22 protein-coding genes and 1 tRNA gene are annotated in these 26,494 nt (G+C 35.2%); 7 read left to right on the plus strand and 16 right to left on the minus strand.

Annotated features, from left to right (window positions below; translation table 11 throughout):
• Positions 1-125: 125 nt before the first annotated feature.
• Positions 126-563: a ribonuclease HI gene (rnhA, locus tag AAGD90_RS03390; RefSeq protein WP_151807582.1), complete on the plus strand. Its 438-nt coding sequence runs from the start codon at positions 126-128 to the stop codon at positions 561-563.
• Positions 556-3,678 carry an AsmA-like C-terminal domain-containing protein gene (locus AAGD90_RS03395; protein WP_341822156.1) on the plus strand — a complete coding sequence of 1,041 codons (3,123 nt, stop codon included), beginning with the start codon at positions 556-558 and terminating at the stop codon, positions 3,676-3,678. Before rnhA ends, AAGD90_RS03395 begins: the two co-directional genes overlap by 8 nt.
• Positions 3,679-3,805: 127 nt before the next feature.
• Here the strand turns inward: AAGD90_RS03395 and AAGD90_RS03400 are convergent, their stop codons facing one another.
• A complete protein-coding gene (locus AAGD90_RS03400) occupies positions 3,806-3,952 on the minus strand; it encodes a hypothetical protein (RefSeq protein WP_341822157.1) in 147 nt (48 codons plus the stop codon).
• Between the two features lie 46 nt (positions 3,953-3,998).
• Here AAGD90_RS03400 and AAGD90_RS03405 point away from each other — a divergent pair, with 46 nt between their 5' ends.
• Positions 3,999-4,121, plus strand: coding sequence for a hypothetical protein (locus tag AAGD90_RS03405; RefSeq protein ID WP_341822158.1), 123 nt, complete (start codon positions 3,999-4,001; stop codon positions 4,119-4,121).
• Positions 4,122-4,344: 223 nt separating this feature from the next.
• Here AAGD90_RS03405 and groL read toward each other — a convergent pair whose 3' ends face one another.
• Complete coding sequence (gene groL / locus AAGD90_RS03410) at positions 4,345-5,994, minus strand: chaperonin GroEL (RefSeq protein WP_182309439.1); 1,650 nt, start codon at positions 5,992-5,994, stop codon at positions 4,345-4,347.
• A 100-nt stretch (positions 5,995-6,094) separates the two neighbouring features.
• Entirely contained in the window at positions 6,095-6,376 is a 282-nt protein-coding gene (locus AAGD90_RS03415; protein ID WP_173862895.1) for a co-chaperone GroES, read from the minus strand.
• Between the two features lie 186 nt (positions 6,377-6,562).
• Between AAGD90_RS03415 and AAGD90_RS03420 the strand changes: the two genes are divergently transcribed.
• Positions 6,563-7,369: a YgfZ/GcvT domain-containing protein gene (locus tag AAGD90_RS03420; protein WP_010962504.1), complete on the plus strand. Its 807-nt coding sequence runs from the start codon at positions 6,563-6,565 to the stop codon at positions 7,367-7,369.
• Positions 7,370-8,248: 879 nt separating this feature from the next.
• Here AAGD90_RS03420 and recJ read toward each other — a convergent pair.
• The 10 genes from recJ to AAGD90_RS03470 form a co-directional block, all read right to left on the minus strand.
• Positions 8,249-9,988, minus strand: a complete 1,740-nt coding sequence (gene recJ, locus AAGD90_RS03425) for a single-stranded-DNA-specific exonuclease RecJ (protein WP_341822159.1) — start codon at positions 9,986-9,988, stop codon at positions 8,249-8,251.
• A gap of 60 nt (positions 9,989-10,048) precedes the next feature.
• Positions 10,049-10,282 carry a hypothetical protein gene (locus AAGD90_RS03430; RefSeq protein ID WP_010962507.1) on the minus strand — a complete coding sequence of 78 codons (234 nt, stop codon included), beginning with the start codon at positions 10,280-10,282 and terminating at the stop codon, positions 10,049-10,051.
• A 1,106-nt stretch (positions 10,283-11,388) separates the two neighbouring features.
• Positions 11,389-12,690 carry a cbb3-type cytochrome c oxidase subunit I gene (locus tag AAGD90_RS03435; RefSeq protein ID WP_341822175.1) on the minus strand — a complete coding sequence of 434 codons (1,302 nt, stop codon included), beginning with the start codon at positions 12,688-12,690 and terminating at the stop codon, positions 11,389-11,391.
• Entirely contained in the window at positions 12,683-13,885 is a 1,203-nt protein-coding gene (locus AAGD90_RS03440) for a Na+/H+ antiporter NhaC family protein (RefSeq protein ID WP_341822160.1), read from the minus strand. The genes AAGD90_RS03435 and AAGD90_RS03440 overlap by 8 nt, the downstream gene beginning before the upstream one ends.
• A gap of 15 nt (positions 13,886-13,900) precedes the next feature.
• A protein-coding gene (locus AAGD90_RS03445; protein WP_156518142.1) for an IS630 family transposase occupies positions 13,901-14,760 on the minus strand; the annotation gives its coding sequence in 2 pieces (ribosomal slippage) (positions 13,901-14,436 and positions 14,436-14,760; 861 coding nt in all).
• Positions 14,761-15,220: 460 nt separating this feature from the next.
• Complete coding sequence (gene lon / locus AAGD90_RS03450; protein ID WP_341822161.1) at positions 15,221-17,674, minus strand: endopeptidase La; 2,454 nt, start codon at positions 17,672-17,674, stop codon at positions 15,221-15,223.
• 15 nt (positions 17,675-17,689) lie between these two features.
• Positions 17,690-18,967, minus strand: coding sequence for an ATP-dependent Clp protease ATP-binding subunit ClpX (clpX, locus tag AAGD90_RS03455; protein WP_174515832.1), 1,278 nt, complete (start codon positions 18,965-18,967; stop codon positions 17,690-17,692).
• Positions 18,967-19,593 carry an ATP-dependent Clp endopeptidase proteolytic subunit ClpP gene (clpP, locus tag AAGD90_RS03460; RefSeq protein WP_038250016.1) on the minus strand — a complete coding sequence of 209 codons (627 nt, stop codon included), beginning with the start codon at positions 19,591-19,593 and terminating at the stop codon, positions 18,967-18,969. Before clpP ends, clpX begins: the two co-directional genes overlap by 1 nt.
• Before the next feature lie 11 nt (positions 19,594-19,604).
• The gene (tig, locus tag AAGD90_RS03465; RefSeq protein WP_341822162.1) at positions 19,605-20,939 is read right to left on the minus strand and encodes a trigger factor; all 1,335 of its coding nucleotides are present in this window, start codon (positions 20,937-20,939) and stop codon (positions 19,605-19,607) included.
• 158 nt (positions 20,940-21,097) lie between these two features.
• A tRNA-Leu gene (locus AAGD90_RS03470) sits at positions 21,098-21,179 on the minus strand.
• 140 nt (positions 21,180-21,319) lie between these two features.
• On the opposite strand from AAGD90_RS03470, the gene AAGD90_RS03475 reads away from it, so the two are divergent.
• Entirely contained in the window at positions 21,320-21,916 is a 597-nt protein-coding gene (locus AAGD90_RS03475; protein WP_006279461.1) for a BON domain-containing protein, read from the plus strand.
• Between the two features lie 60 nt (positions 21,917-21,976).
• On the plus strand, positions 21,977-22,906 hold the full coding sequence (gene gshB, locus AAGD90_RS03480; protein WP_341822163.1) for a glutathione synthase: 930 nt from the start codon (positions 21,977-21,979) through the stop codon (positions 22,904-22,906).
• Here gshB and murG read toward each other — a convergent pair.
• On the minus strand, positions 22,891-23,922 hold the full coding sequence (gene murG, locus AAGD90_RS03485) for an undecaprenyldiphospho-muramoylpentapeptide beta-N-acetylglucosaminyltransferase (protein ID WP_341822164.1): 1,032 nt from the start codon (positions 23,920-23,922) through the stop codon (positions 22,891-22,893). The two genes, gshB and murG, sit on opposite strands and share 16 nt — an antisense overlap.
• A 69-nt stretch (positions 23,923-23,991) precedes the next feature.
• On the opposite strand from murG, the gene AAGD90_RS03490 reads away from it, so the two are divergent.
• Positions 23,992-24,384, plus strand: a complete 393-nt coding sequence (locus AAGD90_RS03490) for a hypothetical protein (RefSeq protein ID WP_006279962.1) — start codon at positions 23,992-23,994, stop codon at positions 24,382-24,384.
• Between the two features lie 5 nt (positions 24,385-24,389).
• Here the strand turns inward: AAGD90_RS03490 and lpdA are convergent, their stop codons facing one another.
• A complete protein-coding gene (lpdA, locus tag AAGD90_RS03495) occupies positions 24,390-25,763 on the minus strand; it encodes a dihydrolipoyl dehydrogenase (RefSeq protein ID WP_151807945.1) in 1,374 nt (457 codons plus the stop codon).
• A 75-nt stretch (positions 25,764-25,838) separates the two neighbouring features.
• Positions 25,839-26,492 carry a transposase gene (locus AAGD90_RS03500; RefSeq protein ID WP_341821629.1) on the minus strand — a complete coding sequence of 218 codons (654 nt, stop codon included), beginning with the start codon at positions 26,490-26,492 and terminating at the stop codon, positions 25,839-25,841.
• Positions 26,493-26,494: the final 2 nt, after the last annotated feature.

The following is a 26,494-nucleotide window of genomic DNA, read 5'->3' on the forward strand; positions in this document are numbered from 1 at the left end:
GTAATGCTCGTTGTCACACTTTTTTTTGTTTCTATAATAAAATTTAAAGGTGCAGCTTAAACTACCTTTAGAAATTGTGCTTTCATAAAAGCAACTATATACTTTGTTAACCGATATAAACAAAGATGAGTAAAAAAGAAGTGACAATATATACGGATGGGGCGTGTTCTGGTAATCCTGGAGCGGGAGGATGGGCAGCTATCATATTATTTCAAGATTACAGAAAAGACATTTATGGTAGAGAAGAAAATACCACAAACAATAAAATGGAGTTAACAGCGGTGATCAATGGGCTGAAAGTATTGAAATTTTCTTGTAATATTAATTTATATACGGATAGTCTTTATGTTAAGCATGGCATAACAGAATGGATAAATAAGTGGAAAATGAATGGCTGGAAAACAAGTAATAAAAAATCAGTAAAAAATATGGAATTGTGGAAAGAGCTAGACAACGTTGCTTCACAACACGAAATTGATTGGAAGTGGGTTAAAGCACACAGTGGCGATAAGTATAATGAGGAGGCTGATAGTTTAGCAAGAAAAGCAATAATCGATGCTTAAAAAAATTACTATATTATTTTCCGTAGCTTTATTATTCATATTGTGCTTCTTTATTTTTTTTAAGCCTTTAGAAATCAATATTAATTATATTGATTTTTATGTTAAACATAAAATATCAAAAATATTTGTTGGCTCAAGCGTTAATATGGAGAATACCTCAGTTGTTTGGCAGAAAGATGGCAAAGATCCGTATTTAGTCATTACGGATTTGGCAATAGCAAACCCTAATTTTACTATAAAAGTTCCTGAGCTTTTTGTACATTTTAAGTTAAGTTCCTTATTTAAAGCTAGCACAAATCTCTCTCAGGTTTCAGCTGATAATGTGCATGTATGTATCAAGAGAGAAGAAACTAATGTTAATCCGCAAAACTCATTAGACCTTTTGGATAATCATTATTTAAGTAGTAACCGCCTTCCTTCGGTGTCATTCCAGCGCGTGACGCTGGAATCTAGAAAAAAAGAAACAAGTAGTCAAGCTACTTGGATGACAAGGACGAGTGCTGGGATGACAGGAAAAAAAGATACTGGGATGACAGGGAAGAATTTCAAGATGACAGAAAGTAGTGCAAAAAATCTATTAAAAACAATAAGGGAATTTTTTTTTGACTTAAATGCGGATTCAAAAATTGAATTTACTAACATCGCTATTGATAAAAGCACAGAAGATGAATTTTTTATTGATAAATTATATATAGGGAAGGGGGAAGATTTTAATGTTTTAGATATTCATGTGAATACAAAAGATGGAAAGGGATTTTTGGATGATTTATCAATTACGATAAAAAATCGCAACAATTTGCTAAATGTGTACGGGACATTTTATGATCTAAAATTGGGACTATTGAGCAAGTTTTCTACATTAGTTAAAAGCTACAATTTGGACAAAAATATAGGATTCAAAGGAAGCTTCTCAGTGAAAATTAATAAAAAGGATGAAATTGTAGATGGAAATATATACGTATTGAATACAGAAAATTATTTGAACAAAAATTTGGCCTTAACTAATGTAAATATAAATTTAACATATAGTGATGGAATTATTAGTGTAAAAAACTTCCATTTTAAGTTAAATGACACGTATCTCTCTTTGATAGGCAAAATGAACTTTAGTACAAGTCATGCTTTGCTTAGAATTAATATTAGTAAGTTTGCTGCAAAGGATTTATGTACTTATATACCAGATAGTGTAGTAAATAGTAAATTTAAAAGCTGGTATTGTGATAATATTGATGGGGATGTTTTAAATACCATTGTAAGTTTCAATGGCAAAATTAACAATTTGGTTGATGACGATCTGTCAGACATTGTAATTGTTGCTGATATAGAAAACGGTAGCGTAAAATTTGATGAAGATTTTGAGCAAGTAAAGGAATTAAAGGGTGATTTGATCATCAAGAATAACGATCTTGAAATTACTGTAAATAGCGCTAAGTTTCAGAATTTCACTGTTAATGGTGGTGATATTGAAATGAAATCTCTAAATAAGGAAGATTCAGTTCTAACCATTAATGGCAAAGCTGTAAGTGATGCGTATGGTTTATATGAGCCTATAAGATTTAAGCTGGATGATGTGGTGAAGGTTGAAAGGGATAAAGTAAGTGGAATGGCAAAATCCGTATTTAATTTTTGCATTTTTAATCTAAATGCTGATGACAAAAAAGTAGACTTCTCAGCAAATTTTCATTCTGAAATTGACAATTTGGCCGTCTATAATGCAAGTCTTGGTAAATATGATATTAAGCTTAGTTTTGGCAGTGACTTTATAGATTTAAATGGTAGTGGTATGGTGAATAACACACAGCTATTATTTGACCTGAAAAGTAGCAATAGGAATGAAAGTTTCGCCTGGAATTTGACCGGAGATTTACCCGCTCAAATATTTAATTTTGATAGTGGCTATGTCAGTGCAAATTTAGAGTCAGTGATAAATCAAGATAAGACGGGGTATGTTAATGGTGATATAGATTTATCAGAATTTGAATCACATTCAAGCTACTTAGGGTGGAAAAATCGCTTTGAAGATCACAATAAAATTTTGTTTTCTACAAGGTTAAAAGGAGCAGGTGAATTGTTAGTAGATAAATTAGACATTGTAGGAAATGACCTAGATATAAAATTCAGCGGAAGAGTAGAAAATGGAAATTTATATTTAAATTCTAGTAGCTTTAAATTGCCTGATAATGATTTTAGTATAGAAATTGAATCAGGTAAGGAGAAAAATGCCATAACTATTTATGGTGAGGAAATTAACTTAAGTGATATTTTAGGCTTGCTTGGCAAAAACAGTAATGGATTAAATAAAGATATAGAGATTAGTATGAATGTTGACAATGTAATTATGAAAGAAGGCATCGTTATCAAAAATGCTAAGCTGAATGTAACCTGTACTAAAGGTAATTGCAATAGAAGTCAATTTACAGGGCAGTTTCTGGAAGATAGCAGCAACATACTAGCAGAATACAGTGGAATAGGGCTCGAAATATATGCGGATAATTCAGGTATGCTTTTGCGTTCCTTAGGCATTAGTAAATCAATTAAAAACGGCAAATTGTCTTTTTATCTCTCTCCTCAGAGAGAAAGTGGAGAACATTATGGTACGTTATCCATTAGCAATTTCTACATCAAAGATGCTCCACTACTTACTACTTTATTGTCGATGTCTTCATTGCCTGGCATTGTAAATGCCATAAAAAATGAAGGTGTATACTTTTACAAATGTAATGCACCTTTTTCATACAAAGATGGCACTATTGAAATTGAAGAATCTTGGCTTGAAGGGGCGGAGTTAGGTATTAGCACTGGTGGTAAGCTCGATATTAGAAATTATAAATTCCAGGTTGCAGGACAAGTAATACCAGCATATTCAATTAATAAATCTTTGTTAAAAATTCCTATAATTGGAAAACTTCTTACTGGTGGGAAAAGTAGGGGAATCGTTTCAATAGACTATAAAGCAAGTGGTGATGACAAAAACAATAACGTATCTGTTGATCTTATCTCTTCGCTAACTCCAAACCTATTAAAGAGGTTATTGGGAGTGTTTGATCGCATTATGACAAAAACTAACGAAAGTGGCTTAAAAGGTGGTGTGAAAAAGAAATTTGGTTCGATATGACCAAAAGGGAAGTTATTTAACAAAATTATGGACAAAAATGCAAGAATTTCAGAATGATCTACCTGGTTTTTTATTTAGTTGTTTAAGTAATACCACTCCCTTTAACCTCTCTATATTTGCTGAACAACTAAAAAGGGTAGGGGGGTGGTTGTAAATTGTATCTGTTCAGCAGAGTGGCAAAATAAGGTAGACGAGAAAAGACAACTATAGCCTTTCTTATAATAGTCCGAATGCGATAAGATATGTGTTTATGGCTATAGCAGGCCAGTAGCATATTACGGTCTGTTCGGATTATTGTAAAAAGAGCTATATAGGAACAAATGGGTGTCATGCCAGTGCGTGAAACTGGTTTCCATCCAAAAGGGTGTCATTCCAGTGTCAGCTACTTTCATGACATCGTTTACTATGTGCCATATTGTAATGTTCGTACAGTTGTGGAATGAATCGCGGTATGACGTGTTGCTTGGGTCAGCTATAGTATAAATATACTAGGGGTTATAGTTTTCTTATGCTGCCTTTTTGTTATTAGACAACCACAATATAAAGGAGTGAAACGGATGCAAACAGTAGTGCATTTCTGCACCAAACGTATTACCTTTAACGAATAGTAAAATGTGAGATTTTTTGGAACTACCGTGGAGCAATTGCTCCACGGTTTCATTCTACTTAGAATCCACCCATGCCACTCATTTCTCCTGCACCCATAGGAGATGAAGCATTTTCTTTGCTTGGTACATCAACTATCATAGATTCAGTAGTTATCAGCACACTCGCAACAGATACCGCTGTTTCAAAAGCAATACGCACCACTTTTGCTGGATCAATCACACCAGCTGTAAACGCATTAGCATAATTCATAGCCTCAACGTTGTATATAAGCTCTTTATCATTCTGCTTAATCAAATAGTCAATTATAACAGCAGATTCAAGACCAGCATTTTTGACTAACCTTCTAATTGGAGCACTGAGAACTTTCTTGATAATGTTTATGCCTATTTGTTCCTCGTCACTTGCACCTTTTAATTTGTCGAGAACAGATGAAGCATAAAGAAGCGCAACCCCACCACCTGGAACTATACCTTCTTCAATTGCAGCTCTTGTTGCATGCAGCGCATCTTCGACTCTATCTCTACGTTCTTTAACTTCCACTTCAGTTGCTCCACCAACTTTGAGCACAGCAACGCCACCTGATAATTTCGCTAAACGTTCTCTTAGCTTTTCTTTATCATAATCAGAAGTTGAAGTTTCAATTTGAGATTTAATCTGCTCGATTCTAGCTTTCACACTTTCAGAATCGCTATTTTCGCTGACAACTGTGGTATTATCTTTAGTAATTTTAACATTTTTAGCCGTACCAAGATCATCAAGCGTGAGATCTTCCATCTTGATTCCAAGTTCATCTTTTATGACGTACTTAGCACCAGTTAAAGTTGCTATGTCTTCGAGCATCTCCTTTCTTCTGTCACCAAAACCTGGAGCTTTTACTGCAGCAACTTTTAAACCACCACGCAATTTATTGATAACTAAAGTGCTTAATGCTTCACCTTCGATATCCTCTGCAATAATAACCAAAGGTTTACCAGATTTAACAATAGCTTCAAGAATAGGAAGTAAAGGTTGAATAATATTTAATTTTTTCTCTGTAATTAATAGATAAGGATTATCAAGCTCCACGATCATTTTTTCATTATTTGTAATAAAATACGGAGAGAGATAACCGCGATCAAATTGCATGCCAGTAGTCAGCTCAACTTCTAACTCTTTTGAACCTTTACTCTCTTCAACAGTTATTACACCCTCTTTTCCAACTTTTTTCACGGAATCAGCGATACTGTTACCTATATCCTTATCACCATTTGCAGAGATTATTGCAACTTGTGCCACTTCGTCTATTTTCTCTAGAGAAATTGTACGAGACATTGACGCAATTTCCTTTAATATTACATCTTTTGCCTTCTGTATTCCGTTTTTAATACCAACACGATCGTTTCCAGCAGCAATTGATTTTGAAGCTTCCATTATCATGTTGCTAGTTAGTATTGAGCACGTTGTTGTACCATCACCAACTTTATCGTTACATTGAGAACAACTTTGTGCAAAGATGCTTGCTATCGCAGCGTTTAATGGTTTTTCAGGCTTGATACCCTTCATCACCTTATAACCATCTTTTGTAATTTCTGGTGCTCCATAGGGCTTGTTAATCCCTACTGTTTTTCCTCTAGGTCCTGCAGTTATTGCTACCGTTGAATCCACTATTGCTGCAACTTCACGAAAGGCTTCTTGCAACTGCTCACCTGATACTACTACATTAGTCATTTTTATCACCTCTTGTTAATAAAAAATTTAGAAAACTATAATAAAATCATTTACAATGCGCTATGTTGCGCTTTGTTTCAGTTTAGTAAAATAAAGACTGCTACTTAATGACAGCAAGTATATCGGACTCTTTCATCACGATAAGCTTCTCATTATTATGTTCTATTTCTGTACCAGCCCATTGGCGATAGAACACTTTATCACCAGCTTTCACAGTTAAAGTTACGCGTTCGCCACTTGAATTGCGTGAACCTTCACCAATTGCTATAACTTCACCTTTAGTAGGTTTCTTTTCAGCACTTGATGGAAGCACAATTCCACCTTGCTTTTCTTCGCTAATAGGCTTGATCAGCACGCTATCATCTAATACATTTAAACTTATACTTGACATTTGTTTTTCCTCATCAACAAATTAACTTATAAGTTTATATATATATACTCGTAAGTTAGATTTCAAGGGCTGGAGCTTGTAAAATATGCACGCCATTATAAAATATGCACGCCAAAAGCAGTTTCTAAAAGAGCCTAATGTTATATAATAAAATTTAGATTTATTTATAGAGATTTCATGAGTTATATACCATTTTTAAGTCGTGGTGTGATAGTGCTATATGGGCCTGACACTAGAGATTTTCTGCAGGGTATTATAACCAATGATATTAATAAGTTGGATAGCCAAAAAGCCATTTACTCTTTATTGCTTAGCCCTCAGGGAAAATATCTATATGATTTTTTTCTTATTGAATATGGTAAATACACCCTCTTGGAGTGCGAAAACATGCACTTGCAGCAAATAATCGAGAAACTAGATTTACTTAAAACTTATTTGAGGGTAAAGATTAAAGACGTTAGTGCACTATATAAGGTTGGGGTTTTGTTTAATACTAAGTTGGCGGAGTGTAGTAGTAAGTCACAAGTTATTTTTCAAGATCCAAGGCACAAGCTGCTAGGAATGAGGATCATACATAAAGATGAAATGAAAGAGCCGGTTGGGGATTTTACTCAGTATGAAAAAGTCAGAATTCAAAATCTCGTTCCAGATGGAGCGAAAGATATGGTGCAGAATTCATCGTTTCCGCTGCAATTTTTAATCGATAAAGTAAACGGTATAAGCTTTAATAAGGGGTGTTATATAGGTCAGGAAGTTGTAAATCGAATGAGCAGACAAGAAATATTCAGAAGAAAACTTTACCTTGTTGAGGGGGATAACGCACTTCCAGATATTGGCACTAAAGTGACAAATGAAAACAATGAGGAAATAGGGGAACTGCGCTCTAGTGTAGACAACATTGGATTTGCATTGCTTAATACTGGAAAGAGCCATGCAAATTTATATGCTGGTGGGGTCAAGTGCGTTAAGACGTTGAAGTCTTAAGGTAGCCCATATAGAAACGAAAAACTTGCTTGACAAACTCCGCCAGCCCCCTTATCATGGTATTGAAGGTATTCAGTTATCTTCATCTGTGCAGATTAAACAGCAAGAAAACAACGTAGTTGGCGTCTTATTTTTAATTTTTTGCACTATGTGCACCTTATGTCTTCACAACATTTCTGGGTTTTTACCTATATAAGCTGAAACGCGCTTATAAGTCGTTTAAGACAGTATAGTACGCCAATTTGCAGGATTAGAGAGTGACAACTAGCTAACACGGGGTTTCTTTTGCCTTTTTTTCTGCTTAGTAAATTTCTTAAACATTTGCAGCGTAGGTTAGTTGCATTCAAAAGCAGCTAAATTGCAGTGTTTAAGACTTAAAAACGCCAATACTGAAAATAGACAATGACTAGGGTTTCTTTTGCCTTTTTTTTCATTTGGTAAATTTTTTAATGTTTATGGCTAAACGACAACCGTCATCCCGCTGCTTGTTAGCGGGATCTCTTGTTAGCGCCGCGGCGGTATGACGGTTCGTGGCGGCGTGACGATAAGCTCGTCATCCCACTGCTTGTTAGCGGGATCTAGAGATACCGCGAATGAATCGCGGTACGACGGTTCGCAGTGGCATGACGATAAGCTCGTCATCCCGCTACTTGTTAGCGGCTAAGAGATACCGCGAATGAATCGCGGTATGACGGTTAAGTAGGGTGTCATCCCAGTGTCACGCACTGGGATGACATTATAGGAGCACTGGGATGACACCCTCTTGGATGGAAATCAGTGTCAGATAATTTCATGACACCAGTTGTTGTAAACTCACTTTTTCTCGATTTTTTGGTTTATCTTGTCTACCTATTTTGCCACTCTGCTGAACAGATACACTCAACTTATGGTCAATACATCTTCTATTAAAAATTGTACAAATTCATTGCCATTCCAGTAATTCATAGAGATTTTACCCAAAATAGCTTTAACATTACCCTGCATGATAGCAGAGCCAAGATGAGTATTTGCAGAACGAAATGCAATAGCTCTTACCATAACATTATCATCAGCAATAAAACATTTTATATGGTCAACTCCTATAACTTCAGGCTTTCTTATCTTTGCTCCTTGGATAATAAACCTTGGTTCAGGATTTCCAACTCCAAATGGTCCCAAGCGTTGCAGTTGGTTCCACAGAGATAAGTTTATTGCTTTAGCAGTTACTATACTATCAGCTTTTAAAGTTTTCTCATTTATAGAGTTTGAAAATCTTTCAGTAAAAAAATCATGCAAATCATTTATTTTGTCTTCTTTAATTGAAAATCCTGCCGCCATACTATGGCCACCACCTTCAATAATCAAATTTATAAACTTTGCGGAAAGGACTGCAGCACCGATATCAACTCCCAAAATTGATCTACAGCTTGCTTTTCCTATTCCATTATTTAAAGATATCACTACTGTTGGCAAGTGAAACTGCTCCTTTAGCCTTGATGCAATTATACCAATTATTCCCTGGTGCCAATTGCCACTTATCATTATAAAATTCGCACCTGATTGGGCAGACTTTTCCGCTTGTGCTGTAGCTTCCAAGAGAGCCTCATTTTCTAACACTTTTCTTGCATTATTCAAATCTATTAATTTTAGCGCGATTGAATGTGCTTCTTCATCATCATCGGTGGAAAGCAACCTTGCACCAAGCGATGCTTCTCCAATTCTTCCTCCAGCATTTATGCATGGCCCAATACTAAACCCTAATCGAGAAACACTTGGTTTTTCAAGGATTCCCAAAGCATCAAATAAAACACGCAAGCCAACGTTTTTTCTTGTTGACATAACTTTTAATCCTTGTGAGACAAGTGCTCTATTGAGGCCTGTGATCTGCATAACATCACAGACAGTTCCCAGGGCAACCAAATCCAACAGATCAAATAAATCTGGTTCTTTTTTGTTGGTAAAAAATCCTTGCTCACGTAGGCTTTTATTAAGAGCAACAATTAGCAGAAATGACACTCCAACTGCTGCTAGGTTATTATAAGGAGAGCTCTCATCAAGGCGGTTTGGATTCACAACTGCTACGGCGCTTGGTAATTTTTCCGTACCAAGGTGATGGTCAACAACTATAATATCAAGACCAAAAGCCTTTGCATCTTCTATTGGTTGATATGCAAGCGTACCACAATCAACGGAAATACATAAATCAATTCCATTCTTTTTAAGTTGTAATAAAGCATCTGTGTTTAATCCATAACCCTCATCAACACGATCTGGAATGTAGATTATAGAGTGTATATCGATTGCTCTCAGGTACCTGTTAATCAATGCTGACGACGTTGCACCATCAACATCATAGTCACCAAATATTGCAAGGTTTTCATCATTTTTTATTGCCCGTATTATATGAGAAACAGCTTTATCCATATCAAGAAGGTGAAAGGGATCTGGTAATAGCGATCTGATTAGTGGATATAAGAAGTCGCTTGCATTTTCTATGTTAACACCACGAGTAACCAATATTCTTGCTAATATTTCTGGTAACTCAAATCTCTGTGTAAGAGTTAAGATTTGCCTTTGATCTGCTTCTTGCAACTTCCACAATGCATTTGTTATGCTGCGCTTTTCAATTTCAAGTAGCATATTCTTTCTTTGTAAATAAAACTACTTTACCAGAATTTTTAAGCTTGTTCTATAATTGTATTAGACTTCTGCATAACCTAAACTAAGTAGAAAAAAGGTATCATCTAAGTAGCTGACACTGGTCTCCATCCAAGAGGGCAGTAGCCCCTTCGGTGTCATTCCAGCGCGTGACCAGGTCTTTTTAGCTATCATAGGATGACAGAAGCAGACACTCCACTTTGTCGTTCCAGTGCCTCCTTTTTTTGTCATTCCAGTGCCTTGACTATTTGGATCCAGGAAAAAGAATGGTGTCATCCCAGTGCCCCTATGATGTCATCCAAGTAGCCTCCCTCTCCTGTCATCCCAGTGCTCCTTTTTTTGTCATCCGAGTAGCTGACACTGGGATGGCTTTGTTGCATCGCTACTTATGAAAGGCTAACTATAATTAGGATTATAAGCAACTTATTGAAAATCTTGTTTTTTTGCAATCAATCTGATCAAATTTAAGAATAGTAATTTGTTATTTATATTAATAAATTTAATTCTATTGAAAATAGCTAAAGCATTGAAATTCTTGAATTTTAGCCAGATTAGTGAGTGGTAGTGAAATTTCTTTTACTCAAATTTAGGTATTCACTGACCGTTCTTGTTATAAATACCAGAATAATAAGCTACTGATATTCTCCACCTTTTTTATCTTTAATCCATCATAGCTAGCGATGCAACAAAGCCCACTGGGATCCAGGAATTTTATTAAGTTGGTAAGCATAAAAGTGTTATGTAAAATACAACGTTCTTGATGGGATTGCGTGAAATGCTGGATCCCAGTGTCTGGGCACTGGGATGACAAAGGAGGACAGTGTCAGCTACTCGGATGACAAAAAAAGGAGCACTGGGATGACATCATCCTTTTTTTGGGGTTCCAGCGTCACGCGCTACCTTCCGTATAAATATTAAAAAATTTACCAAATGAAAAAAAAGGCAAAAGAAGCCCCGTGGTTGGCTAATTACTTACATTATACTTTCAAGTATGGCGTTTTTTTATTCTAAACGCTTAATAACCGCGATTTAGTTGCTTTTAAGCCGCAACTAATCTAAATTATAAACATTAAGAAATTTACTAAACAGAAAAAAAGGCAAAAGAAACCCTAGGGTAGCTAGTTATTCACTATCCATTTTTTAAATCGGCGTTTTTTGATGTTTTAAATGCTTTATAAGCGCATTTCTGCTTATATTAGGTAAAAACCTAGAAATTTTATAAAGACATAAGGTGCACATAGTGCAAAAAATTAAACATGGGACGCCAGATACGTGAGTTTTTTTGTCATTTAATCTGTACAGAGAAGATAAATAAATAGCTTCAGTTTCATGATAAGGGGGCTGGCGGAGTTTGTCAAGGAAGTTTTTTTTGTTTCTATGGGTCAGTTGGTACGCGCTTTGCCTTTTAACAGATGTAAAAGCACAATTATTACGAACAACATTCCACCAACAACTGATATAGCGCCACCTATAATGAAGCACGTGCGTGCTAACATTGACGAAATACTTGGCAGATCTGCAACCTTCCTTAAAGCACCATATCCACCAAGCCACACAAGACCAGTGATATGGAGAAAATGCCCTATACTGTAGGCATAAATCTGTAATCTTACCATGGAACTTTTTATCTCTTTAAAGTTTAATTTAGGTAACATCCAGTAGACAAAATTCATAAAAGCTATAGTGATACCAACTACAGAACCATGGTAATGAGCGGGAATCGTGACATTACCTTCAATAGTCAACACTCCGAGCACATCTCCATAAGTGAACAACAAAAATGAATGTAATAAATAGTTGCTTTTATCATTAATAAAAGTTCTGATGTTGTAGCACACTAATATTATCAAAAAGCACGGCAAAACTGCTCCAGCAATCCTCATATGCCAAGTAAAAAACTGTATTAACTTGGCACTATCAACTGGATAAACAAAATATACAAACGGTGCGCCTACAGCTAAAATCGTGTTTATAAATAGTGGTAAAATAGTAATTTTATTGTTTGAAGCTAAACTAATATCATTGGAACTTAGCATTATTAAATAGACTAAAAACATTCCTTGAGTAAAAGCAAACTGCAATAAATGTCCGCCTCCCCAAAAGAGATATTCGTAAAATAAATTATTATCTGAGTGATATAGACCTGGAGGCATATTATTATATGCTAAAACAAAGCAAAGAAATGACGATACAAGTATAATAACTAGCCCAATTTGCCCAACAGAGAGAAATGAAACCTCTTTTTTTGATGTGTATGCTAGCATTGTATTTACTAATATACTGGCAATAAATAAACTGAGTCCAAGTAAAAATAATTTGTTTTGTAATACGGGAATATAGTTACTTTTGATAACTTCAGTGTTTGGAACGAATGCGGATATAAACATGAGCAGCATCGAAAGGGTTGATAGAACCCATGAAAAGTTAAACCAACTATTGGTATTTTGTAGGTTTATGATAAAGAGCAGAGATATTATAGAGCACATCCACACCAAAATTGACAAGTTCACGTGTATTACCAGCGCATTATCAAAAATATATTGTGCAGAAGGAACAAGAGAGGAGATAAAAGGCAATCGTAGAAAAATAACAATTATTGACAGTAACCCAGAGCAAGCAAGGGCACATACTGCTAGGAATATCCATCTTTTACAAAGTGAAGCATTGTCTTGTATGTTAAGCACAATCTTTTTTCTCAATTTTGTTCAATACAATATATAACACTGCAATAATACCTAAAACATAGCAATAGTATACGTGTGGCATGACTGCCAAAGGTGAAACTCCAGCAATAGTGCTAGCCAAAAGCAATTGAGCGCCATACGGTATTAATCCTTGAAATACACAAGAAAATATGCCTAGCCATGCTGTACTATAGTGAGGCGGTATTTCATATTTCTTAGCAATATCTCTAGCAATTTCACCACTAAAAATTATAGCGATGGTGTTATTTGCAAGTAAAATATCAAATATGCTGACTATTTTTGCAATAAATAATTGCGCAGTTTTTTGTCCACCACGTTGTATCATAACCCAAGATGAAAGTTTATCTGCAAACTCCTTAGAATTTTTACCTACCAGTCCTGAAAGCCCGCCAACCATCAATGACAGTAGCATAATTTCATGCATACTCATAAACCCCTTAGTGATGTTTTGGCTTAAAAATAATAAACCATAATTGTTGTTATTTATAAATCCAATGATTCCAGCAAAAGTTATGCTTAAAACCAATGCCGTAAATACATTTATTCCAAAGTTTGCAAGCAATATAAGTATTATGTAAGGAGTCACAAGCAATAAAGAATACTCCTTAACTGAAATAGCAGCACTATTGCTTGAGCTATAAAATAATATAATTATTGTGAATATAGAAGCAATTAGTGCCACTTTTGCATTCAGTTTTAATTTTTTCTTTATATCAGCCGTTTGAGACATCACAGATGCAATTGTAGTATCAGAGATAATAGATAAATTGTCGCCAAACATTGCTCCTCCTACAACGGTTGCAACTCCTAAGGAAGGAGAAATCCCAGCTTGTGTCAGTTCAACTGCAATAGGAGCAATTGTTGCAATGGTGCCCATTGATGTACCAATAGCAGTGGAGATGAAAGCTGCTACAAAAAATAATCCTATGAGTAAAAATTGTGTTGGTATAAATGAAAGAGCCAAATTAACTGTGGCATCAGCACTACCGATTGCTTTAGTTACTTCACTGAATGCACCTGCAAGTAAGAAAATGATACACATAGTGATAATATTACGATCTCTTACCCCATCTAGAAAGGCATACATTTTTTCTTCAGTATTGCCCTTGTATAAAACCCAACCCAGAGCTATGGCAGGAACAATGGCTACCAGTGGAGATATAGCATTTCTCATAATAGTCCGAATAGGTCATAGGAAGGCAGAATCAACAGCACGACGAAAGGATTCGAATAGAGGAATGTTTTTCCTGGCTCTGTTTTTTATAGCAAACCAATGATGCTCAATTTTGTTAAAATCTGGAGAATAAGGCGGCAGATACAAAATTTCTGCACCGACTCCTTTAGCGAGCTTGATAAGCTTATCAGACTTATGAAAAGTAGCATTATCAAGAATGACAGTTTGTCCAGGTTCTAAGATCGGTGCCAAAAATTGCTCAAACCATCCATTAAAAATATCCATATTACAGTGGCCTTCAAATGTTAATGGAGCAACTATCTTTCTTCTACTTAAGGCTGCAACCATGCTGATTCGTTGAGTTTTTTTTCCAGATTTTAGGGCATAAAATCGCTGTCCTTTCTGGCAATACCCATATGGATAGTCCTCCGTGTTATCAATCCCAGACTCATCTATATACACTAAGTTTTCTGGTTCTTTTGTTGCTATAATTTTTAAGAATTCAGCACGTTTTTCTTCGTTCCTTTCCTTGTATCCATATGTCTTTTTTTGCGCGTAAATCCAATTTTTCTGAGGGCTCGGTGGATCGTTTGGATACTAACGTTGCCCCAAAGTTTAGCCATTTCCGACAGAGTTTTTCTACCGTGTTTTTTAGCAAATTCGATAAACTTATTCCAGTCGATAATTTTCTGATTGTAACCTCCATTACCGAGTTTTTTTGACTGAAAGTCGCCTGTTTCTTTTTTTCTTTGCTGCCACTCCCACAAAGTAGTTCGTCCAATTTTAAATCTTGCTGCCACTGCTTCTCTGCTTTCCCCTTCGTCTAGTGCTTCCATTGCTTTTTTTCTTAAATCATAACTATATGCTGCCGGCATCCAACCTCCTTATCGCCATCTATCCTTAATCTTATCATATCCGGACTTCTGTGGAAAGAGCTATAACTGATAAAAAGCATTTGACACGCCAAGAATAGTAAAATATATACCACTTCCTACAAAAAGAAATAGGAACAGTAAAATAGGCAAAAAATTTGTAAGATAAAACATACCTCTACTCCAGCTCTGATAAACGCAAATCAACTATGATATGATTTATATTATTATAAACCACAGTTAGCACCTTGACCAAGGTTTTTCTAGAAAGCAATCTACCAGAAAAGGTTTCCATGAAAAGGACTATTATAATATATCATCTACTTGAATTAAACTGGGAGATAGAATAAGTAAAAAATATGAATGACATAACAACAAAGCAAGTCATATCCTTATGGGATGCACAAGTTGGTGGATTTTTGCCGGATAAAAGAGAAATGGAGATTGATAATATTTTTTTAATCTAATGCTTCAATGTTTCCGACATAGTAAAAGTATCATCTTTACTTTCTATAGAGGAAGGCACACTATTTTGATTATCATCACCATTAATTGGAGTAGTAGGGTGCATTAAAGCAACTTTCATAACTTCATCAATATTCTTAGCAAAAACTACGTTGATCCCCTCTTTGATGCTTGCCGGAATTTCTTGCATATCTTTCTCATTTTCACTTGGTATAATCACAGTTTTGATTGATCCTCTGAGCGCTGCAAGCAATTTTTCTCTCAAGCCCCCGATAGCTAAAACTCTACCACGCAATGTCACTTCGCCTGTCATAGCAACATTTTTGTTAACTGGTATATTTGTCATAAGAGAAACAATAGACGTACATACCGCGCCGCCAGCAGAAGGGCCATCTTTTGGTACAGCACCCTCAGGTACATGCAAATGTATATCATTATTTTGGAATTTTTCGGGCTTTATACCAAAAAATAAACAATTTGATCGAATATAACTATACGCAGCTTTTATAGATTCTTGCATAACCTCTCCAAGCTTTCCTGTGTATTTTATTTCTCCCTTGCCCGGAATTAGGACTGATTCTATCATCAAAATATCACCACCTGTTTCAGTATAGGCGAGCCCAGTTACTATTCCTACTAAACTCTCATTTTCCGCAATGCCAAAGGTATATTTACGTACCCCTAAATAATCTTGTAAATTGTCAACCCCTACGGATATTTTCTTATTTTTATCAGTCAATATTTCTTTAACTGCCTTTCTCATGAGCTTTGCAAGCTCCCTCTCCATACTCCGCACACCACTCTCACGTGTATATAAACGTATCAATTCATATAACGCCTCATTAGTTATGCTCCACTCCTTCTGATGCAAACCATGCTCCTTCTTTAACTTCGGAATAAGGTGGTGTGTAGCAATACTGATTTTTTCATCTTCAGTATACCCGGACAATTGTATAATTTCCATCCTATCACGCAAAGGATGTGGTAAATTTAAGCTGTTTGCCGTAGCTACAAACATTACACTTGAAAGATCAAACTCAATTTCCAAGTAATGATCCGTAAAGTGTTTATTGTGCTCAGTATCTAAAACCTCAAGTAATGCAGATGCAGGATCGCCACGCGAATCAGAACCCATCTTATCTATTTCATCAAGCAGAAAAAGCGGGTTGCATGACTTAGCTTTTTTCATGTGTTGAATGATTTTACCAGGCATTGAGCCAATATAAGTTTTCCTATGCCCTCGTATCTCGGACTCATCACGCACACCACCAAGAGCTATACGAACAAAATCTCTTCCTACTGCTCTTGCCATAGACTTAGCTAAAGAAGTTTTACCAACACCTGGTGGTCCAACTAAGCAAAGTATAGGACCTTTTATCTCTTTTACTCTTTTTAATACCGCTAAAAATTCTATTATTCTATCTTTTACTTTCTCTATGCCATAATGATTTTCATCTAAGATTTTCTTAGCTGTATTTAAGTTAATTTTTGCATCTTTGTACTTTCCCCATGGCAACTCAAGCAACCAATGCAAGTAACTAGATATAACTGTAGCTTCAGGAGAAATGGGATTCATTTTCTTGTATCTCTTCAAATCAGTTATAGCTTTCTCTCTTGCTTCCTGAGAAAGCTTTGTTTCATTTATCTTTTTTTCAAATTCATTGAGTATATTCCCTTCATCACCATTCTCAAATTCGCCTAATTCTTTCTGTATAGCTTTCAATTGCTCGTTAAGGTAGTAAACTTTCTGAGTGCTTTCAACTTGCGATTTAATTGTCTTATATAAACGGTTTTGTGCGTTCAAAATACTCATTTCTCTCTCAATAAAAGCAAAAGCTTTTTTTAAACGCTCTTCTGGGTCATAAGCCTCAAGTATACTTTGTTTATCTGATACTTTTATATTTAAATGTGAAGCTACCGTGTCTACAAGTTGATCAACTTCTTTGATTTGATCAATGGAGTTAATGGCAACCTCGGGTTGATTTTTCTTGTTTAGCTTACACCAGCTATCGAACGCGTCTACAACAGACCGCCTTAAAGCTTCTAAATCAATATTGTCTTCATCTTCTTTATAATGATTGTCTAACTCTACCCTGGCTTGTAATAAAGTATGAGAGCTAATATATTCTACAACTCTTCCCCTTCTTATCCCCCGGATTATAACTTTTACTGCATTGTCAGGTAATTTTATTAACGGTTGTACAATGCTTGCTAACACACCTACTTCATAAAGATCTTCAGGCTCTGGATTATCAACAGAGCCATCTTTCTGTGCTACAAGAAAAATCTCATTTTGGTGATTACTACTACTTATTGCATACTCTAGTGCATTAACAGATTTTTCTCTGCCTATGAATAAAGGCACCATTATATTTGGAAAAATTACTACATCTCTTAAAGGTAATACTGACAATGCAGCAAAACCAGAGCTCACAGTACGTTCAATGTTCATAATATATGCCTCAAATTAATCATTAACCGTTATAACATTGCCATTATTATTATGATTAACCGTTGCTTTTCCTAACTCTACCATTTTCTTAGTGATTACTATAGTGCTACCTTCAAAGCCTCCGTTTCCAGATGTATACATAATGTCAAGCAAAAGTGACTCCAAGATAGCACGTAACATTCTTGCGCCTGTTTTATAGCTTATAGCCTTTTTAGCAATAGCTGATATTGCTTCATCTGAAAACTCAAGGTTTACTTTGCTAAACGCAAGCAATGCTTTGTATTGTTTTATTAGCGCATTTCTTGGTTCTGTCAAAACATGTATTAAATCTTCATGATCCAGCTCATCTAAAACAGCAGTTATTGGAACCCGCCCTACAAATTCGGGTATTAAACCGAATTTGATTAAATCTTCAGGTTGAACATCATGTAAAGCATTTTTTTTCTTTTGCTCTTTAGACTGACTTATATCTGCTCCAAAGCCAACTGATGTTCCCTTTTTTCTCGCTTCAATAATTTTATCGAGGCCTTCAAAAGCTCCTCCACAAATAAACAGTATGTTACTAGTATCCACTTGTATAAACTCTTGTTGTGGATGTTTTCGCCCTCCTTGTGGCGGAACATAAGCAACTGTACCCTCCATAATCTTAAGCAGAGCTTGCTGGACCCCTTCACCTGAAACGTCACGGGTTATTGAAGTGCTTTCAGATTTTCTTGTGATCTTGTCTATTTCATCTATAAACACTATACCACGCTGTGCTTTTGCAACGTCATAATTTGCAGCTTGTAATAAACGCGACAACACGCTTTCTACATCATCACCCACATAACCTGCCTCAGTTAAAGTTGTCGCATCAGCCATAGCAAATGGCACATCTGAAACTTTAGCAAGTGTTTTGGCCAGCAAAGTCTTACCAGAACCAGTGGGACCAATAAGCATTATATTTGACTTCTCGATTTCAATATCACTTATAGCATGAAATTGTACCATGGATTGACAATGGTTATACATAGCTACAGATAAAACATGTTGCGCATGTTCTTGACCTACAACATGCTTGCTAAGAAAATTTTTTATATCCTCAGGTTTCTTTAGTAATAGCTTCATATCAGATATACGATCTGAATTAAAAGATCTATCTTTCTTTTGACTTATTGCTTTATGGGATAATTCTATGCACTCATTACAAATAAACACCTTTAAACCATCCGAAGAGTTAGTAATCAATTTATCTACTTCATCTTGCGCCTTGTTGCAAAAAGAACAGTAGTGTAAATCATTATTGTTATCCATTAACCCACCTTTTGTTTAACTTTAGTATTTTCAATTTCAATATCTGTACGCTCAGCTATCACCCTGTCAATTAAGCCAATTTTCCTTGCTTCTTCAGGATCCATGAATTTATCTCTTTCCATCATTCCTTCAATTTTCTTCAGTGAATTTCCAGTATGTTTTTCATAAATTTGATTTAGTTTTTTCTTAACTCGCAAAATTTCATTAGCATGTATTTCTATATCAGTTGCTTGACCATGATAACCACCAGATGGCTGATGTATCATAATTCTTGAATGAGGTAGAGAGTAGCGCTTACCTTTTGTACCAGCTGCAAGCAATAAAGAACCCATAGACGCAGCTTGACCTATACATAAAGTTGAAACGTCTGGGTTTATATACTGCATTGTATCGTAGATCGACAAACCAGCAGTTACAACACCACCTGGTGAGTTAATATACATACAAATGTCTTTATCGGGATTTTCCGATTCTAAAAATAAAAGCTGTGCTACTATTACGCTAGCCATGTTGTCCTCAATAGGACCTGTTACGAAAATTATTCTTTCTTTCACTAGTCTTGAATATATGTCATAAGCGCGCTCACCGCGACTAGTTTGTTCAACTACAATTGGTATAAGAGTCATACCTTTTCCTATTAAATATTATCAAATAATTCCTTTAATTCTTTCACAGAAACAATCTGCTCTTCTTTACTAACTTTTTCTATTATATAATCTGTCACTTTATACTCAAGCGCTTGCCCTCTAACTAATTCTTGAAATTGTTTATTTGATTCAAAATGCTTAAGTACTCTGTCAAATTGCACATCTTTACTGACATATTGATTTACAATAACACTCAAAACATCATTTTGAGTTAATGATATTTTATGTTCTGCACTAAATTTCATAAATAACATAGCAAGCTTTACACGTTTTTCAGCTTCTTTACGAGAATCATTTTGAGTGCCCAGTTCTCCTTCCATTCTTTGTTGCTCCTGTTTTACTATGTCTGTGGGTAAATCAAAACTATAATTAGCATCCAAATAATCAAATAGCTCCTTTTTAATTAAGAAATTTATCATTTCAGTGCACTGATCACCAATCATTTGTTTTGCATGACTTATTAGCAAAGAATAATCTTTAAAACCAATACTCTTAGCTATTTCATTATCATTTTCAAAATCTTTGGCAACCTGAATCTCATTAATTCGCACAGAAAAATCAGCTTCCTGTCCTGCAAGGGAAATGGCTTGGTAATTTTCAGGAAATTTCAACTTAAAGTTCTTTGTTTCTCCCTTTTTCATACCAGTTAATTGATCTTCAAAACCATTAATAAATGTGCCAGACCCTAAATTAACGGCAAAATTTTTGCTACTTCCACCCTGAAAGAGCTTATTCCTAATCCGCCCTTCAAAATCAATTATCAATTTATCCCCATCTTTCGCTTGATAAGAAGCATCATCAACAGAGGCAAAATTGGGGAACTTTGTTTTGATAGAATCAATAAATTCTTTTATATCTTCCTCTTCAATCTTTGCTTCAATTTTCTTTAAGTTTATTTTGTCAAGATCTATCATCGGTACTTCAGGCATCGACTCAAAAGATAGCTTGTATACAAAATTGCCCTCCTCATTTTCTTTGCCCAGATCTGGTAATGATATAACATCAACCTTAGGATAAATGTGAGACTTGACTTCAATTTTTTTCATCAAATCACTTGAGCAATAATCAATTGTATTATTTATCACATATTCCAAAGCCTCGTTTTTATAATTTGCAACAACAAGGTCATAGGGCATCTTTCCAGCCCTAAATCCAGGTGATTTTGCATTTTCTGCTATCTCTTGCAACCTGGAATTTACCTTTTGTTTTATATAATCACTACCAACTGTGATTTCATACTCATACTTTAGTTTATCTATACTAAGCTCTTTGTAGGTATATACGCTACTTACTTCGACTGTATTTTGAGGTATATTATTAGACATCATAATTCATTTATTAACATTTTAATTCATATCTTAATAGAGTCATTTTACCAGAATTTAAGTTAAACACAATCCTTAAGAACAGGTTTTTACACAAACAAAAGTGTATTTAGTGATTATAAATTTTCCCTTAAAACCTAAGTTACATGACTTTAAAGTGCGGATAGAGGGACTTGAACCCCCAAGAGCAAGCTCACCAGGACCTAAACCTGGCACGTCTACCAATTCCGCCATATCCGCAAGAAATTTTCAGTACCCTATTATAGGTATTCCATTAAAAATATTCAAGGTTTAAAGTCTTACTTAATTTATGGTATTTACACAATCAAAAAAGCTTATTAACATTTCTTAATGAAAGCTCTAAACCCTGAAAATCAATAATGAGATTAATAACAAGCTTCTTACTCGCAATTTTTTTGATTACACAAAGTGGTTGCACAACCCTTATAATAGGTGGTGTGGTGGCTACAGCGACAGCAACAGCAATAACAATGCAGGACAAATCCTTGGGAAATATCATTGATGATACGACTATGGTCATCAGAATTAATAAGGGGCTCTTAAAACATGGGCTATTTTCATCCATAAAGGTTAAAGTAAGTGAAGGAAGAGTATTGCTCATTGGAAGTGTTGACACTCCTGAAAAACAACTTACAGCAGAAAAAATAGCTTGGCAGCAAAAAGAAATTAAAGAAGTGATAAATGAAATAAGAGTAATACCAATTCAAATGGCTTCCATGCTAGACACCACTGTAGATGGCATGATAACAGCGGAAATAAGAACAAGACTCCTGGGAAAAAGAAATATTAAGTCAATTAATTATAGCGTTAATACGGTTGATAGAGTTGTTTATTTGATGGGTATAGCCCAAAATAAAGCGGAATTAAAAGCTGTAATAGCAATTGCAAGAAAAGTAAAGGGAGTAAAACAAGTTGTAAGTTATGTACGATATAGGTACAGTAAGTTACGCCATTAGGCAAAAATCGCTTTCAAATTATAACATTTGTACAATTGTGACAATAGGTAGAGAACATAAATGAAAGTTGCCTTTCAGATGGATGAAAATATAAATTTTGAAACTGACACTACATTCGTGCTAATAAAGGAAGCACAAAGGAGGAAGCACGAAGTTTTTGTCTATGCTCCTAACAATTTAGCACTAAAGCTAAACCATCCAATTGCTCTGGCTCAGAAAGTCAGCGTTGATGATTTTAGTTTTATCTCTAAAGAGGATGTAGCAATCAACTTGAATGAAATGGACATCATATTTATCAGACAGGATCCACCCTTTGATATGCGTTATATTACAACAACATATATCTTAGAAAAAACCAGCGCATTGGTAATTAACAATCCAACAGAAATAAGAAATTGTCCTGAAAAATTGATGACTTCATTATTTCCAGAGCTAATTCCGCCAACTTTGATTACTGAAAATATATCAATGATTAGAGATTTCTACTACAACTATCAAGATATTATTCTGAAGCCATTGTATAGTTATGGAGGAAACGATGTGATAAGAATACAAGATGAGAATAGTATTCAAGTAGTAGTGGATCTCATGATAGCAAAATACGAATGCCCTGTGATTGCACAATCATTTTGTAAAAACATAGATAAAGATAAAAGAATATTGCTACTTTATGGCCAACCAATTGGTGTAATGAAACGAATTCCAAAAATCAGTGGAGAGATCAGAACAAACATGCGACTTGGAGCAAGTTTTGAGCCCGCTCAAATGAACGATAGAAACAATGAAATATGTAACAAAATTGGTCCTGAATTAAAGAAAAGAGGGCTAATATTTGTTGGTATTGATATTATAGATGACTTCCTGCTCGAAATTAACACAACTTCACCCACGGGAGTAGTTTATATCAATAAATTGTATAATATATCGCTAGAAAAGGATCTTTGGGACGTGTTTGAAGAAAAAGCAAGCAGCCATCAACTAAACCTGTGAACAATCACCTTAACAAACTCAGTAGTCCCATTCTTTATCCCTGTTTTTTCTGTACTATTGGTCATATCACGCAATTTTTGAGAATTATTTAATAGATCAAATAGTACCTCTGTTAGATTTTTTTTTGCTTCACTATTCTGCTTAACTATTATAGCTGCTCTCGAGTCTTCAATATATTTTGCGTTATAAAATTGGTGATTATCTTTTGAGTAAGGGTAAGGAATATATATAGCAGAACGCCTAGCAAGAGTGATCTCTGCTATTGAAGTTGCTCCTGCTCTGCTAATTACCAAGTGAGCATTGGCCAGTCTATTCTCCATATCATCAAAAAATTCACTCAATTCACAATCGATCTTTTCACTTTTGTATAGACTTTTGACCTTGTTTACATTTTTCTTCGTACATTGCTGCGTCACTCTAATTTTCTTTTTCATTTTCATAGGTAAATCACAAATTACGCTGCTTACTACATCATCAAAAAAATTTGCACCTTGGCTGCCTGCTATGACCAATATATTTAGGATTTTCTCAGTGCTAGAATGGCTCTGTGCTTTTATATCAACAAAATTTCCTGTAAAAATACATTTATTGCCCTCTGCATATTTAGTCTCCGGAAAGCTGGTTGCAATTAATTTTGCACTCTTGAAAAAGAATCTATTTACTCTCCCTAAAACTGTGTTTTGTTCATGTAAAATTATAGGTATAGAAAGAACTCTTGCTGCAAGAAGAGTTGGAAAAGAAGCATAGCTACCAAAACCAATGACCGATTTTGGTTTTAATTTTCTTACTTGATACAGTGCTAACATAGAGCTGTATATCAAGAAAAGGAAAAACTTAAATTTGTTGCTGCTTGGTCTACGTAATGGTAAGGTGTAGCTTTCTATGTCGGTATTTTTATTTGTTTTTTTATCAGTGAATAATATGCAATTGTATCCTTGTGTCTTTAGTGCTTTTGCTAAAGCTATGGCCGGAAAGATATGCCCACCTGTGCCACCTGTTGCTAAAATAATATCCATCTGTAAATAATAAATCCTAGATTGTTAACTGTTATTTAACAATTTGCACGTAGAATTTTATTAAGCGTTATGATAGTTGAGTTAAAAATGCCTAAAAGTAATAGTAAAAAAGAACCTAATGAGAAAAATAAACCTCAAGAACAAAGAGAAGGCAGAAGCGGAGGTTTTTTAGAACTGCTAAAAAATATAATAAAAATTCTTTTCAATTCGGTCGTTGACCTACCTGAGCACGAGCAGCATAATAAAATGAAAAGCACTAATCTACAACAAGGTTTGGATACTAAAGGAAAAGGCCCAGAAGATCTTCATCCAAAGGCAAAGCTTGAAGTTAAAGAAGCAGCTAAGGGATTGAAAGAAGAGTTACAGAATTCTGATGCTGGTGGTAATCAATCTATTGAAACTAAAGTGCCTAATCAAACTACTACTCAAGACATTGACAACTCTAAAACGATGGAACGTTAGTTCAACTATTTAACATCTGCAGCAAGCACTGATTCATGTATCATCTCTGAAATGGTTGGATGAGGAAAAATCGTAGATTTTATGTCGAAGTCTGTTCCTTCTAGTTGCTTTGCAAGAGCAAAATTGCTAATTAACTCCGTTACTTCTGCACCTATCATGTGGCTACCCAGAATTTCTCCGGTTTTTTTATCTATAATCGTTTTCACTAACCCTTCAGTTTCACTGAGTGCAACAGATTTACCATTAAAGTTAGAGTGAAATTTTCCTATTTTTATATCATACCCACCTTTTATTGCCTGTTCCTCAGTAAGGCCGATGCTCGCTATTTGTGGATGAGAATAAGTGCAATTTGGTATGCATTCTTTTTTTAACGCATGAGCATTTTTACCAGCAATCTTTTCAATGCAGATCACGGCTTCATGGCTCGCTTTATGTGCTAAACATGGTGGGCCAGCTACATCACCTATTGCATACACATTTGATTCACTAGTTTCATACCATTCATTCGTTTCAATAAAGCCAGAAGGGCTTAATTTAATTTTTGTATTTTCTAAACCTATATTTTCAATATTTGCTTGAATTCCAACCGCAACAATCACCCTCTCAAATTCTTTGCTCTCACCACTACTTAGTAGCACTTGAGCAGAGTCTTTACTTTTAGTAAGAGCTTTTACGCTACTGCTTGTATATATTTCTATCCCCTGTTTTGTGAATATTTCTTGTGCTAAATCTGAAATGTCCTTATCCTCCAGCGGCAAAATAGTGCTCTTTATCTCTATGATTGTTACATCAACACCCAAAGTACTATAAAAACTTGCAAATTCTATTCCAATTGCACCAGACCCTATAATTAGTAGCGATTTTGGTAATCTCTCTGGAGTCATAGCGTGCTGCGCATTCCATATTAAATCTCCATCTGCCTCTATTCCAGGCAGATTCCGTGCCCTCACGCCTGTTGCTAAAATGATATGCTTGGAAACAATTTCTTGTTCTTCCTTATCGCTAACGACTTTTATAGTACCATTGCCTGCAAGTTTACCAAAACCTTGATGAACTTTGATATTATTTTTTTTCATCAAATATGCAACACCGCTTGACAATTTATCAACAACGTTTCTTGAGTATTTCACTATTGATTGTATATCAAAATTCGCTCCCTTTACTTCTATACCAAACTCTTTTGATCTTTTTATTAGCCTATAAACCTCAGATGCTCTAAGCAGTGATTTTGTTGGTATACATCCCCAATTTAAGCATATACCGCCTAAATTTTTTTCTTTTTCCACAATTGCAGTTTTAAACCCAAGCTGTGCCGCCCTAATTGCCGCTATATAACCACCAGGACCGCTACCTATAACCGTAATATCATACTCATTCATCAGTTTTCTTCGTATTCAAAAAGATTATATATAACAGATGGAACCCATACAATCAATGGTCTGTCATCTACCGTCTTAAGAGTCAAGATAAAAGTTGTTATTTTTTATCATGGCATTTAAACAAACGATAATTTTTCTCATGACAGCAACTAATGCAACCTTAGCAGCTTTGCCAGAATCAACCAAACGCTGATAAAACGCTTTCATTTTTCTGTTGTGGCGCATAGCAACAAGAGCTGACATGTATAGTGCTTTCCTTTCATAAAACCTGCCTCCTTTGATTTGAGCTTTGCCAACTTTTCTTCCACTTTCACTAGTTTTAGGTGCAACTCCAACTAAGCATGCAATTTCTCTATTCTCTAATCTACCAAGCTCAGGCACCTCTGTCAGTAGAACGCTCGCCGTCTTTGATCCAATACCTTTATAGCTGATTAAAAGCTCATTTTTTCCTTTCAATTCAGCTATTGCGTCTTCTATGTCTTGCCTAATTTCTTTCAATTGTTTTTCAGCAAACCCTATCTGTCTTTCTATGTATTCTCTAGCTTTTCCCGTCGCACTTTGCAGGCGACACTTGTTTGCATGAATTGCATCATTTAAATTACGCTCAACTGCCCCCAGCTCCTTTAATTCCTCTTGCTTTTGTGAAATTATACATCCTTTTACTTCACCGTCTTTACTGACAAATTCAGCGTATTTTTCCAGTAATTTAGCATCTATAGCATTTCTCATAA

The organism is Wolbachia endosymbiont (group A) of Ischnus inquisitorius (assembly GCF_964026985.1).
In the GTDB taxonomy this organism is placed as follows: domain Bacteria; phylum Pseudomonadota; class Alphaproteobacteria; order Rickettsiales; family Anaplasmataceae; genus Wolbachia; species Wolbachia pipientis.